The following is a 12,702-nucleotide window of genomic DNA, read 5'->3' as shown; positions in this document are numbered from 1 at the left end:
ACAGCGCCTCCACTCAGCCCTCGGGTACCGTACGCCTGAGCAGGCCGAGCAGCGCTGGGCAACGTAACCTCCGTGTCCACAAAAACGGGGGAGGATCACGTCCCCGTCGCAGGTGGCGCTTGGTTCACGTCGACCGCCTTCACCTGCATGCCGGCGGTGATGTTCAGAAAGCCGCCAGTCACCACCCGCTCGCCGGGCTTCAGCCCGTCGCGGATCAGCCAGTTCTGGCCGACCACGGGACCGACCTCCACGGGCTGCAGCCTGACCTTGTCGTCGGCCTTCACCACCCAGACCTCGGCCTTGCCATCGTTGGTGCGCTGGATCGCCTGCTGAGGCACCGCGATGGCATCCGAGTCGATGCCCTGCTTGATGCGGGCCCGCACGTACATGCCGGGGAAGAGCTCGTCGTGCGGGTTCGGGAACTGCACGCGCAGCGTCACCTGGCCCGTGCTCGGGTCGGCGGTCACGTCCGAGAAGAGGAGGCGGCCTGCGAGCGGGTAGAGCGCGCCGTCGTCCATGATGAGGTGGACGTTGGCCGCGTCGTTCTCGAGCCGCGAGAGCTCGCCGCTCGCGAGGTCGCGGCGCAGCTTGTTCAGCTCCCCAACCGATTGGGTGATGTCGACGTAGATCGGGTCGAGCTGCTGGATCGTGGCCAGCACGCCCGTGGTACCTTTCTCGATCAGGGTACCCTCGGTGAGAAGCGCCCGACCTATCCGGCCAGGGATCGGGGCGCGCACGTCCGTCCAGCCGAGGTTGAGCCTGGCCCGGTCGCGGGTCGCCTTGGCGCCCGCCACCTCGGCCTTGGCCTGCTTGCGGGCGGCGACAACAGCATCGTACTGGGCCTGGCTCGCCGTCTGCTTGGTGAGGAGCGTCTCGAGGCGCTCGGCCTGCTGGATGGCCAGCATTAGAGCAGCTTCCGCCTTGGCAAGCGCCGCCTCAGCACTGGCGAGCTCGACCTCGTAGGGGGCTTGGTCGATCTTGTAGAGGATGTCGCCTTCCTTGACGTGGCTGCCCTGCTCGAACAGGCGCTTGACCACGAGTCCCGAGACGCGGGAGCGGACTTCGGCGATCCGCATCGGCGCGACGCGGCCGGGCAGGTCGCGCACGTAAGGAATCGGCTGGGGCGCGACCGTGACGACGCTGACCTCGGGCGGCGGCCCCAGCACGGGCGCGGCCGCCTGCTGCTTCTGATTGCAGGCGGACAGGGCGACGAGCACGGCGCCGGCCGGCACCGAGACCAGATAGGTCCGTACGGCCCGCGCGCTGCGGGATGGGTGGGTGGACGACACGGTCACTCCGCACTTGCAGCACACGTTGCATAGAGCACCTGCTGGTCACGAGCTATGTGTCCGCCGCCGCGGCACGCAAGGTTCTGCGATATGAGGCGCCCGGGAGAAAGCGGACGCTCACGCCAGACTCGTCTCCTGCCTCTGCATTCCCTATCTAGGCTCTCGGCACGTGACCTGCTGCAAAAGGCCGGATGCGCGGCACTACCCGGTCGCGCCATATGCACACGGCTTCCCCCCGCATGAGAGTGTGCGTCCGCTTCGGAGATGTCGCCTGAGATGGCTGAACGGCTGATTTGGGCGCGAAGCGGAACGTCGGCTTCTTGCCCGCATTCCAACTTCCGCTGGCGCTTAAGCGGCCTCCGGTGACGCGCTCGCGAGCACCCTACGAGAAGCTGAGCACCCGCGAGACGGCGGCCGGTAAGAGAGGAGCGCCGCCGAAGGACAGGCGGATCTCGCCGGGCCGGTATGCCGCCAGGGCGGCTTCTCGACCTAGCTGCACCTGCGCGCTGAAGGCAGCGGCAAGCCCATCGCGGCGGTGCTGACGGCGGGCGAGCGCCATGAGCAGTTCACGCTGGACGCCCCCAGATGGACAAAGGCGCAGTGCCGCGTTCCGGCCAAGGTCGTCTGCGCCTGCGCCCACGCCGTACGGCAGGTGATCGCGGCTATGCCAGCCCGCTGGCCCGGCGACGCCTGAAGCGACGGCGGATCAAGCCGGTCATCCCAACCCGCAAGACCAGCCGTGCCAGCGCGACGTCGACAAGGCAACCTGTCGAGGGCGCAGCAAGGTTGAGCGGCTGATCAACCGTCTCGACAGTACCGCCGCATCGCGACCCGCTACGCGAAGCGGGCCGCCGGCTACCTCGCCATGCTCATGCCCAGCATGAACATGCTCTGGATCACATGACCTTAGCGCCACCCTAGTGGAGCCTACCCCAGGCAGGCATCTCAGAGCCTCGGCGTTCATGCATGACAAAGAACGCCTCCCGAAATCTAGGTTCAAATTCCGACAACCACTCTACCTGCGTTAGAATCACCTCCGTAGTCGATACGATTTCCCTCTCCTCGAGAACGGCACAGATAATATCAAGGTACCGATACACGACCAGCTTTGCCATCTCATAATCCATTTGAATTTCTCCCGCGCTGAGTTCTAATCGTCGCGCGCCCCTATCCGCCTACTTGTTTGTGACGAGCGCAGCGAGCGGGACGAGGAACCAGGTTCAAGGCCATGGGTCAGCCACGGTGCGCCATGGCCCAACCCGAGGAGACCCGGTCTCGCTGTGCCCGACGCCGCGCTCCACGCCACACGGCTGCAGGTTATGAGTTGCTCAGGCTGGCCAAGAGGACCGAGCGTCGCGCATGATCGCCTTGGCCTGCCGTAGGCGGTCCTGCGGCGTGTTCGCGCTCCGTGCCGCTTCGAGCAGCATCACCTCGGCCTCGTAGAATGCGACGCCGGCCCGCCGCAGCTCTTGGCTGAGATAGTATAGCTCCGCATCGCCCTTTCCCGGCAGTACCCCGACGCTGCCCCATCGCTGAAGCGCCCGGGCGACCCTGGCCTGATCGACGGCGCGCTGTTCAGCCAGCTGGCTGTCAGGCCGAGGCTTGACCGGCTAGGGTCCATAGTCTGCCGTCTCGACAGGGACGGCGTGCTCAAGCCAGTCGTCGACGTCGAGGGGCTTCCGAGTGCCGTCCTTGTAGTCGCGCCAGAACTTGCCCGACGGGTCCTTGGGTTGACCGGGCAGGTAGAAGAGGGAAGCGGCATGCCGCTTGCTGAGGTCGATGCCGTGTGCTTTGACGTCCGGTCGAGCCGGATCCCTCTTTGCCAGCGGGAACCCGGAATCTTGGACGACCTGGATGAGCTGGTTCACGATAGACTTGTACTCCTCGGTCGACATGGTCCGGCGACTCGGGATGTAGACCCGATACCGGGGCTCCGCCCTGGTCGAGCTGAAACTATTGAAGGCCACAATGCGGAGTTGCGGGAAGATGGCCGCGAGATCCCGGTGGCGCATGTCGCCGACATCGACATCAATCCAGACGCCATTGGCGTAGAGAACATTGTCCAATCCCCGGCTCGTCGTCTCAGACAGTGTCGAATCAAAGACAGCCGGACTAATGAGGTAATTGCCCTCTTTCTGAAGGAATTTATCCTTGCAGACCTTCTTCAGAGCAGCGATGAACGTATCGTCGCTCATTTCGGGCACAACCGCGATAGGGTGAGTCGCTCTCAGATCGGAGAAGAGTGAGCCTCTGGATTTTTGTGTAACGTTATTCTTGCCTTCTTCTCTAATAGCATTTTCGTTACACGTTTTTTGCTTACCTTCTCCCGTCCAAGGGAAAGCGACTTCCTCCCCATTGGTTGTGAACTCATCCGCCTCCGCCATCATTATGGCGGCAAGACGGGAGATAACATCATTCTGCCGGGCTCGATGAGCCCGGGTACGGGACGCCGAATCGTCAAACTGCCGCTTACGGCCGCGAGGCTTCCGGTCGGCGGACTCATCCATGCCGATGTCGAGCTTCTTCACCGTCGAGCCCGGAAAGAGCGCGCGAAGGTGCTCTGCTGAGGAGTGATCCGGAACGACGATCTTCTTCATGCTCTGGCTGTCCGGATTCCGGATCGAACAGCGCATGATTGTTTGATAGATCGCCTCCTCGTGGACCGCGCGCCAGACAGCCTCGCGACCCGCTCCTCGCCATGCCAAGAATCCAAACTGCTCCGGAGGCGGAAGCCGAGCGGACAGGTACAGGACGTTGTCGAAGTGCGCGAAGCTGTTAAGGCCGTGAGAGACCTGCGGCAGCGGCTCGGCTGAGTGGCCGTCGAACAGCCCGAGATCCATCACATCCTTATTGGCGATCCAGGCGAACGGCTCTCCAGCCATCGCGGCGGTTGCGGATGCGGCGATGGCCTTGAGCAGTCTCCTGTCGTTCTGGTCGCGCAAGCGTTTCGACCAGCGTCCCTCGACGGCGTAGTAGATCTCGACGAGGCGGCCATTGCCGTGCTCCCTGTAACGGAGTTGCGCAGTCAAGGCAGTGTCCTCAACAAAGAGAACGCCTTCAGCAGACCAGATCTTAAACAACAGCGAATTATGGAAGTTGGCGCCGAGAATAGTCACGCGCTTGAAGCCATAGAGCATCCTTGGGCGGAATAGGAAGAAAAAAGTTATCTTTTTTCCGTTTCCCCGCAAAAGCGACTCGTAGCTGGCAATATTGGCGTAGGCGCTCAAGTTTGGTGACAGGAAGTCCCTCGCAATCGGAGCGAGAAGCTTCAGAGGCGCATCCTCCGTGCCGGCCAGCTTCTTCAAGGCCGAGCGGCTCTTCACGACGACTCGGCCGTATTGCGGTCCTTCTGGCCGCAACTCGATATGGTCGGTCAGATACGTATGGGTCAGAGGGGCAATGGCCTCAACTGCACTGTAGACCTGCGGGATCTCATCGATGAAGACGGTCCATGCCTGCTTGTTCGGGAAGAACGGCAGCCTTACAAGGGCAGACCACGTGACGATAAGGATACGGCCATTCTGCGGCCCTTGGTGCAGAGCTGCCAGAACGTCTCGGACAACCGAATCCGACACCCCGCTATGGATGATATCGACGGCCACCGCCGGAGTGAGGCTGCGCAGATCCAGCGCGACCTCATTGATGAGGTCAAGGGTCGGCAGAATGAAGATCACGGCCTGCCCAGCTGCGGCACCTGAATGAGCCTGCCGAGCGCCGGCATGGGTCTTTCCTGCACCGGCCAGGGCGCTCACATAGAAGTATGTACTCATGGATTTCGAATTCAGCGGAAAGTTGGACGAGCGAATACTCGCTCATAGATTGACCATTCAGGCCGCAAGACTTCTTGATCTAAGCTGTACTAAGTTATAGCAGAAAGCTGGCGCGCATTATGGTGAAGTGGGGTACAACAAACTCGACGCCGGTAAAACGACGTACAAGTACTTCGTAGGTGGTTTGCCACGCCGGCACTGGCGGCATTCCGTCTCGCGCTAGAACGACGCAATTCGCCGCCGCCATGCCTACATCTCTGCGGGCCGTTCAGACATAGCGCCCTGGAACGCTCCGGATGTGGGGGACCACCTTTCTCGACTCAGCCGACCACCAGTGACTCTCCTGCGCGACAGACCGGAACATGCTGCCCAGTCGGATGGCGGGCCTCCGGTGCGAGAAGATTACGCGCTCTTCTCAATCAGAACGTGGATGTCGTCTCCGACATGCCGTTCTCTTCTACGAACGAGCGGCCTCTAACGGCTAAATTTACTACTCCACCTTTTTCGACTATTCGCTGAAACAGCCGAACGGTAGGGTACCTCGGGCGGCCACAGGCATCCGCCCGAGGTGAGCCTCTCTGCAGGTGATTGACAGCCTGCAGGATCGTAAGAGCGGCCACGCTGCCCTAAAAATCTGGCAAGTTCGGCACCATCGGAAGCGCCGTTGCTGTGGCCTTCGGCTTATGGCGAATGCCGGGCCGCCGGGTCAGAGATACTCTTCGCCGTCTGGAAATGTTATAGTTAATCTAGCCCAGCTTCTCAAGAAGCTCCTTGAGTAGTAGGGCTTTCCTTTACGAATAATATACGGCGGCCCGCCGCCGGCTCTCGCAAACGCAGCCAGGATCCCTGTGGTCAAATTTATGCCGAACCGCTTGCTGAGGTACTCGACTGCCTGTTCAGGTTTAATGCTCCACTTCCTCGGATTTGGCGTTTCGGTGCCGTCTTCATAATCTGGATGTTGCCCGGAGGCAGTGTACGCGTGAGAATTGTCGTCATTGTGCCTCATAATCTTTCCTTTTTCATGAATTGAGCCTCCCACCCGACGCCGTGCGCCGAGCCTGCCGAGTTGTCGCCGGATAGGAGCGGGGCTGATTGTGCAGTCTTTAGCGGCGGCGTTGATTGCATGGAGACCATCGCCAGGGACACGAGCGCGGCGGAGGCCGGGTGGGAAACAGAGCGCGGTCACGTCGATGCCTGTGTCTCCCAGCCGACTTTAGCTGCAAGCTGTTTGCTCCGCCGCCTCGTCCAGACAGCTTGATGCCTTTGGAGGATTCGAAGTTGCCGCGTCGGCACCAGTTGAATTGCTTCGGAGACGCAGAACCGGAAGGCGCGAGCCTTCCAGTCCCGAGCGTGGCACCAGTTTCAGCATACGCAGGCTGAGCTCACGAGCCGCGTGAAATCTGATGACGTAGCACATCGCGGACAGGGTGACCGCCGGCGCGATATAGCCGTCTATGTTGCTTCCTCCTCTTGAGCATCTTGATTATAGACCCTACTCTCGAGCCGAGCGAGCCGATCCATCACGCAGTACATATAAAGCGCGGTCTTGTGCGAGCACTCAATTCTAAGCGCGAGTGTTCTGACTTCTTCACTCATTTTGGCCGACTCTGGGCTGAGAACCGCATCGTCGGCGTGGCGGAAGGCTTGGCACAGCGCTGTGCGTCCGCCGAGCATTTCAGCTGCAAACCGCAGCTCTCTGGCCTCCGGGGTGTCGTAGGACACGCCAGCGATGTGGAGTAGCTCCATGGGAGAGCAATCCAAGATCGCGTCGACGGCTTCTGGAGAAAGCTGCTTGCGTATCTCGGCTCTTTGAAGTTGAAGAGTTTCCGATGGGTATCCTCTTGATTTTTGCTCGGCCGCGACGGCGGCCGTTACTGCAGCGGCTAGTTTCGAGTTATCTAAAAGTTTCATTGTTTTCGCCTCTATCGAGCGTCCCATTTGCGTGCACTGGCGATTCTTAAGCCGCACAGATGCCAACCCGGCGCGCTGGAACATCCGCGCTTAAGCGGTGCTTGTTGTTTAGAGCTATAATACAGCGCGTATTTTCAAGCGGCGGCTATTGGCGCAGTCAGGCTTTAGGCTGACGTTACGTAGATTTCGTCGAAATCCATCCGCTTGCGCCTCTTGTACGCAGCAAATGACCGCTCTATTACGCCTTTTCTCTTGCAGGATTCTCTCCTGCGTAAGCACGGTTGCAATCAGGCCTGCGATGAGGCAGAAGTCTACTGTAGTTCGCCCGCAGTTCGGCCTCATTCTGCGCTTCTTCGATGAACGTGCGAATGCTTTGCGCACACCACCTAGTCGTTCGCGGTCCAATTTTGAGAGGGGGCGGTACTTTATTTTCTTTAGCCGCCGCCCACAGCGCGCTCTTGGATATCGATAATACTTTTGCGACCTCCGCGGCACTCATAAGTTCGAGCGTTTCGTTCTCTGCTTTCCGCAAGTACGTGCTCCGTCTGTGTTGTCAGCACGGATTCTCTAGCCGATTCAGTCAGGGAGCACGACAGGCTGCTTCGTTCGAAATCATTTAACTTTGTCTTTACTGCTCCCTTAATCACCCCGTACGGTGGTAGAGGCCTGCAACGTCAAATGTGTCACCGCTGTCCGTCGCGCCTTTATGACCTCGCCGTCGCCCTCGCCGATCGCCACCCAGGCATTGACGCGCATCGCGGCGCTCTACCGGATCGAGGCCGAGATCCGCGGTCGCCCGGCCGAGGACCGGCAGGCCGCACGTTAGGAGCGCAGCCGGCCGTTGATTGAGGCCCTGGAGCCATGGCTGCGCGAGAAGCTCGGCCTCGTCAGCCGCAAGAGCAAATTGGGAGGCGATCCGCTACGCCTATCGCGCTGGGCGAGCTTGAGCCTCTTCCTCGGCGACGGACGGATCGAGATCGACTCCAGCGTGGTCGAGCGCGCGATCCGGTCCCTGGCTTTGAATCGGAAGAACGCCCTCTTTGCCGGCTCGGACGGCGGCGGCCAGCATCGGGCGGTGATCGCCTCGCTGGTCGAGACCTGCAAGCTCGTCGGCGTCGAGCCGCAGGCCTACCTCGCCGACGTCGTCACCCGCATCGTCGAGGGGCATCCCCAGCGCCAGCTCGACGACCTGCTGCAACGGGTCCAACTCGGCAATGCCGGCCCTAAAGACCGTGGCCTGAGAACAGCGGTTACGATCCGCCGACTGCCAGGACCACTCGGCGCGGCCGCACAAACTGCCCTGGAAGACGAGCGAGGCGGAGCGCACCATACCATATTGATGCTTGACGGCACGAGCTGCCACAGCACCCATGACCTCGTCGTGCGCGACAACATCTTCCTGCTGCCGCTGCCAGCCCTGTGCGCCCGAACTCACCTCGGTCGAGAGCGTCCGGCGGTTCATCCGGGAGAATTGGCTTGGAGGCGGATCTTCATCCCTAACAAGGGCACCGCGTAGCGGTGCCGTCGGGCCTGGAGCTGCCGCGTCGACGAGCCCGGGATGATCACGTCCTTCGATTCGCGTGCCTGAGCCTGTCAGCGCTAACCACGGAAGGTTGGCATAAATTGTCGCACCGTCGACGCCCCACACGGCCGCGTAGGGGTGTGCAGCCGCTCCTCCAGTACCGGGCTCGAACTGGTCATATCGCTAGCCGCAATACCGCCGCGACACATTTTAGCCGTAAAAATTCTTCGATTTTGCAGACGCTTGCATAATCGCAAGCTAATTCCTGGCTTGAATGACGTAATTCCTGTCTTTCCTGAGAATAATATCTGACTTCTCGGTAGGCTATCGGCATGCAGTGAGGACGCCATCAGTATCTCGGCGTCCTCTTGACTGACTCTTTCGCCACTACCACTTATTCACTCGGCGCGCAGGCACACAAACTCGCACCGACAGCGTGGTGCGTAGCATGAAAGATCGAACCATAGATGTTTAACCTCGGATTTGTGCGTACGAGCCCACTGCACGAGGCCATTCGGCGAGCCGAATCCATCCTTCGTCGTGACGATATGGAATCTACCCTCTGCCCCAACGTAATGACGAGGCGGCGGCCAAGGCGCGGCATTACTGTTGCCCTCCCGCTCGACGTCGCGCCTGCTGTCAGCGATCGCCTCCAGCAGGGAACTGAAGATCCGAATCCTCCGCGGCAAGTGGCGCGGCCTGACGTGCCCACCGGCGGCTGCGATACCTTCAACGCGGGGCGCAATACGGCGCCCCGAACGCTTCCGAATTGTCCTCAAGGTTCTACCAGAATTAGACAGGCACGCGATTGGAAATTTCAATTCGCTGTCGAGGCGATTCACTACATCCAGAGCAACGGCGGACAACTGAAAAAGGATTGCGGGGTTGGAGAAATAAACGACTATATTGAGAACAGACATGGGATTAAAAAATGTGTAAGTCGCTCCACATGCTACAAAGCTCTTAAATATCTCGGCCTCGCTTAACGTACTCACCTGCGCAATGTATTTGCGAAAGATGTTGACTCTTTGAACCCGAGCTGGAGGATATGATGCACTCGCGGCTGCACCCAGCGATCCTAGATCCACAGTGAAAACTGAATGGATTACGTCGTGAGTTGAGACCGCTGCGGTGGACCGGCGGGGATAAAATGCGGCGCCGCAACCATGCGGCGTCGCGCAGAACGCACAATCGAGCGAGCAGGACTATCGCGTCGGCAGCAACTGTCGGCTGGTCTGAGGGACATGGAGCGGGGCAGGCCCATCAGGGCGCTTCCTCGGCTGACCGAGAGATCGGCGGGCCGGCAACGACGGACGTCGTCACGCTTCCTGGCGGCGGTGCGCCGCAGCCCCCTTTGAGGAATTCGATCTCGAGCGCCTGTCGTCCGTCCAAGCGCTGCAATGCGGCGATGCGTGCCTTGCACTCCCGCAGGCGGTCAACGGTCTGCACGTCCTTGTCTAGGACGCCCGGCTCATGCCCGGCGATCCAAGTTCGGATCAGGTTGCGCGAGAGGTCGTGGCGCAGAGCAAGCCCGCGCGGCCTCTCTCCCGAGAGGGGCGCCTGCACAACCTGCCGCTTCAAGGACACGCTGCGAGACCGATGCCGAGCCATGGCATCCATTTTCCGGAAGCTCGGGGCAGCGGGTCAAACATGCCCCGGAGATCCGTCCACTCTGAGGGGCGCACCCCACTTGAAGGCGATTTGCAAAGAAGCATCCGAAACCAGAACATCCGCGGGAGCTGCGCGATGCCGCGGATCTCGAGTTCGTCTGCCTTGACGATCATCGCCGCGAGCGCCGCCTAGACGTGGAGGGCCTCCGGCAGCATCGACGCAACCGTTGCCTCACAAAGGCGGCGTGCAGCCGCTGCGAGCCTGGAGCGGTCTTCAGTCGAATGCAGGCCAACGGCTGAGCCAGGTCGAATAAGGAGCGGATCATCGCCTGCGATTCGCTGGCGAACTCGGCGTCGCGCGATACTGGGGAGCAGCCCAGATGGCAGCTCCTCTCGATAGCTCCGGTTGCCGATCTGGTACGACCGGCTGCACGGACCGCTCTTACTCTAGAGCTTGAGCCCTGGCGCCGGGCATATCATGTCCCAAACTGCCGAGTTCCCGCGGATCGCAGAAGGGTTTTGCACGTCGCCTCTCTAGATGGGACAGAAGGTCGCGCTCACCTCATGGCCATCGTGCTTGCCGACAGACGCCGTGGGTAGTTCGTTCAACCCAGAGTTGCTCAAGTTCACAGAAGGATGTGACGAAGCCCCAATGGGCCAGGGCTGCATCGCTGTTTCTTAGGAAGAGCCGGACTTAGGGTAAGGCTTAGGGCAGAAGTGCTGCCTGCTCGAAAAATGCAAGGTCTACCAACCTCTTGCAAGAGGAGTGTGGTGCCCAGGGGCGGAATCGAACCACCGACACTGCGATTTTCAGTCGCATGCTCTACCAACTGAGCTACCTGGGCGACCGCCGGGCCGCTGGGCGGCGTCGGCTGGAGCGGGGGTATAGTGAGTGCGCGCAGCCCTGTCCAGCCTCGTCGCGCCGGCTGGCAGGCGCTTTTTTTCGAAAGTCGACGCCGCCCTATTCCGCGCGTTCCGGGGGCGGATCGATCTGGTCCTCGTCCTCGGCCGGAATCACGTAGCGGTCGCTGAGCCAGCGCCCGAGATCGACGTCGGCGCAGCGCGCCGAGCAGAAGGGCTTGAACGCGGCCTCGGCCGGTCGCCCGCAGATGGGGCAGGGGGCCGGCTTCTTCGGCGCCGTGCTCACGCCATGGCTCCCCAGCTCTCCCGCACCGGGAAGCCCTCGCCGTCGAGCAGGTTGAGCGTCTCGTAGAGCGGCAGGCCGACGACGGCGCTGTGCGAGCCCACGAGCTTCACCACGAAGGCGCCCGCGAGCCCCTGGATGGCGTAGCCGCCCGCCTTGCCGCGCCACTCGCCGGAGGCCATGTAGCTCTGGATCTCGCGCCCCGACAGGCGCTTGAAACGGACCCGGCTCTCGACGATGCGCTCGCGCCGGCCATCCTTCGGTGAGAGCAGGCACACTGCGGTGTAGACGCGGTGCTGGCGCCCCGACAGCAGGCGCAGGCAGTCGGCCGCCTCGTCGGGAATCTCGGCCTTCGGCAGGATGCGACGGCCGACCGCCACCACGGTGTCGGCGGCCAGCACCCAGGCGTGGCGCAGATCATCGCGCTGGCGCGCCGCGTCCTGGGCCGCCGCGAGCTTGGCCCGCGCGAGCCGGCGGGCGAGCTCGCGCGGCGACTCGGCCTTTCTCGGCGTCTCGTCCACGTCGGCGGGCAGGAGCGCGTCCGGCTCGATGCCGACCTGCTGCAGCAGGGCGAGACGGCGCGGCGAGGCGGAGGCGAGGACGAGACGGGCCGACCGCGCACCGGCTTCGGGCGACGGGACGACGGGGCCGTCGGGGGCGTGGGTGGTGTCCATCTCTCTCCAGCGGCCATTCATCGATCCGCCTTCCGGCGAGGCGGCACGGGCGCGCGAGCAGTACTGGAAAGCCGCCGCGTTGTGAACGTCGGCCCGGCGCCTGAGCCTGAGCCCGCGGCCATCCCGGAAATCGAGGCCGTGGACAATGCGATCGGCTCTGGTATGGTCCGCCCGTGCCGCCGCGGAGGCCGCGGCGAGGGCCGGCATCGCCGGCCCGGATGCGGGCGTAGTTCAGTGGTAGAACGTCAGCTTCCCAAGCTGAATGTCGTCGGTTCGATCCCGATCGCCCGCTCCACCTAACTCCCTGATTGCGATGGTGTTCCGGTCGGCTCGGGCAGTTGGCGTGTTCCCCATGTTCCCCATGGTGTTCCCCGCCGTTCCCCATCCCTGTCTAAGTAAGTTCGCTGCTGGCTTGCGTGCTCAGAACGGTGACGCGCCCCTGCTCACCACGACGAGGCGGCGCGGCTGCTCGTCGGGAGTCTTCCGACACGGTGACGGCGAGCGGGGCAGGCGGTGACGTGTGAATCCAAAGGCCTCTACGCCGACCTCGCCTCTCGGCTGGACGACGTTTCTCCGGCAGAGCGGATTTCCAGCCTCGCAAAAGCAATCCGGCCTTCGGCCGTGTCCCTCCGGCCACGGGCTTTTCCTCACCTCAAAGCAACACGGTGGTTGGTGCTCCGTTTCACTACGGCCTGTTCGGCCTTGAACGTGTTCCGTGTGCGGGCGTTTTGCTCCTCCTGACTGGGAGGAGTGATGCTGGACGACGCAGAATGGAGAAAGCT

At 62.1% G+C, this 12,702-nt stretch carries 9 protein-coding genes, 2 tRNA genes and 2 pseudogenes; 3 read left to right on the top strand and 10 right to left on the bottom strand.

Annotated elements, in window-relative coordinates:
* Positions 1 to 95 precede the first annotated feature (95 nt).
* Positions 96 to 1,241, bottom strand: a complete 1,146-nt coding sequence (locus tag WDW90_RS30865) for an efflux RND transporter periplasmic adaptor subunit (protein ID WP_431311156.1) — start codon at positions 1,239 to 1,241, stop codon at positions 96 to 98.
* Between the two features lie 430 nt (positions 1,242 to 1,671).
* Entirely contained in the window at positions 1,672 to 1,848 is a 177-nt protein-coding gene (locus tag WDW90_RS30860; protein ID WP_336491346.1) for a hypothetical protein, read from the bottom strand.
* On the opposite strand from WDW90_RS30860, the pseudogene WDW90_RS30855 reads away from it, so the two are divergent.
* Positions 1,762 to 2,193, top strand: a pseudogene (locus WDW90_RS30855) (transposase); the annotation flags it as partial. The gene WDW90_RS30860 and the pseudogene WDW90_RS30855 overlap by 87 nt on opposite strands.
* A gap of 706 nt (positions 2,194 to 2,899) precedes the next feature.
* Here WDW90_RS30855 and WDW90_RS30850 read toward each other — a convergent pair.
* The 4 genes from WDW90_RS30850 to WDW90_RS40930 all read right to left on the bottom strand — a co-directional run bounded on the left by WDW90_RS30850 (position 2,900) and on the right by WDW90_RS40930 (position 7,469).
* Complete coding sequence (locus WDW90_RS30850; protein WP_336491342.1) at positions 2,900 to 5,059, bottom strand: hypothetical protein; 2,160 nt, start codon at positions 5,057 to 5,059, stop codon at positions 2,900 to 2,902.
* A gap of 706 nt (positions 5,060 to 5,765) precedes the next feature.
* Positions 5,766 to 6,065, bottom strand: a complete 300-nt coding sequence (locus tag WDW90_RS30845; RefSeq protein WP_336491341.1) for a hypothetical protein — start codon at positions 6,063 to 6,065, stop codon at positions 5,766 to 5,768.
* A 446-nt stretch (positions 6,066 to 6,511) separates the two neighbouring features.
* A complete protein-coding gene (locus WDW90_RS30840; protein WP_336491339.1) occupies positions 6,512 to 7,054 on the bottom strand; it encodes a hypothetical protein in 543 nt (180 codons plus the stop codon).
* A gap of 154 nt (positions 7,055 to 7,208) precedes the next feature.
* A complete protein-coding gene (locus WDW90_RS40930; protein WP_431311155.1) occupies positions 7,209 to 7,469 on the bottom strand; it encodes a helix-turn-helix transcriptional regulator in 261 nt (86 codons plus the stop codon).
* A 180-nt stretch (positions 7,470 to 7,649) separates the two neighbouring features.
* Between WDW90_RS40930 and WDW90_RS30835 the strand changes: the two are divergent.
* A pseudogene (locus WDW90_RS30835) lies at positions 7,650 to 8,165 on the top strand (IS66 family transposase); the annotation flags it as partial.
* 1,590 nt (positions 8,166 to 9,755) lie between these two features.
* Here WDW90_RS30835 and WDW90_RS30830 read toward each other — a convergent pair.
* The 4 genes from WDW90_RS30830 to WDW90_RS30815 all read right to left on the bottom strand — a co-directional run bounded on the left by WDW90_RS30830 (position 9,756) and on the right by WDW90_RS30815 (position 11,920).
* On the bottom strand, positions 9,756 to 10,079 hold the full coding sequence (locus WDW90_RS30830; protein ID WP_336491344.1) for a helix-turn-helix domain-containing protein: 324 nt from the start codon (positions 10,077 to 10,079) through the stop codon (positions 9,756 to 9,758).
* A 792-nt stretch (positions 10,080 to 10,871) separates the two neighbouring features.
* Positions 10,872 to 10,947: transfer RNA gene (locus WDW90_RS30825), tRNA-Phe, on the bottom strand.
* Between the two features lie 116 nt (positions 10,948 to 11,063).
* Entirely contained in the window at positions 11,064 to 11,249 is a 186-nt protein-coding gene (locus WDW90_RS30820) for a DNA gyrase inhibitor YacG (RefSeq protein ID WP_336491338.1), read from the bottom strand.
* Positions 11,246 to 11,920, bottom strand: a complete 675-nt coding sequence (locus WDW90_RS30815; protein ID WP_336491337.1) for a Maf-like protein — start codon at positions 11,918 to 11,920, stop codon at positions 11,246 to 11,248. Before WDW90_RS30815 ends, WDW90_RS30820 begins: the two co-directional genes overlap by 4 nt.
* Before the next feature lie 220 nt (positions 11,921 to 12,140).
* On the opposite strand from WDW90_RS30815, the gene WDW90_RS30810 reads away from it, so the two are divergent.
* Positions 12,141 to 12,215: transfer RNA gene (locus WDW90_RS30810), tRNA-Gly, on the top strand.
* Positions 12,216 to 12,702 lie beyond the last annotated feature (487 nt).

The organism is Methylobacterium nigriterrae (assembly GCF_037106235.1).
GTDB classification, from domain to species: Bacteria; Pseudomonadota; Alphaproteobacteria; order Rhizobiales; family Beijerinckiaceae; genus Methylobacterium; species Methylobacterium nigriterrae.
The sequence above is the reverse complement of the archived record's forward strand: the minus strand, read 5'-3'. Positions and strand labels throughout refer to the sequence as shown.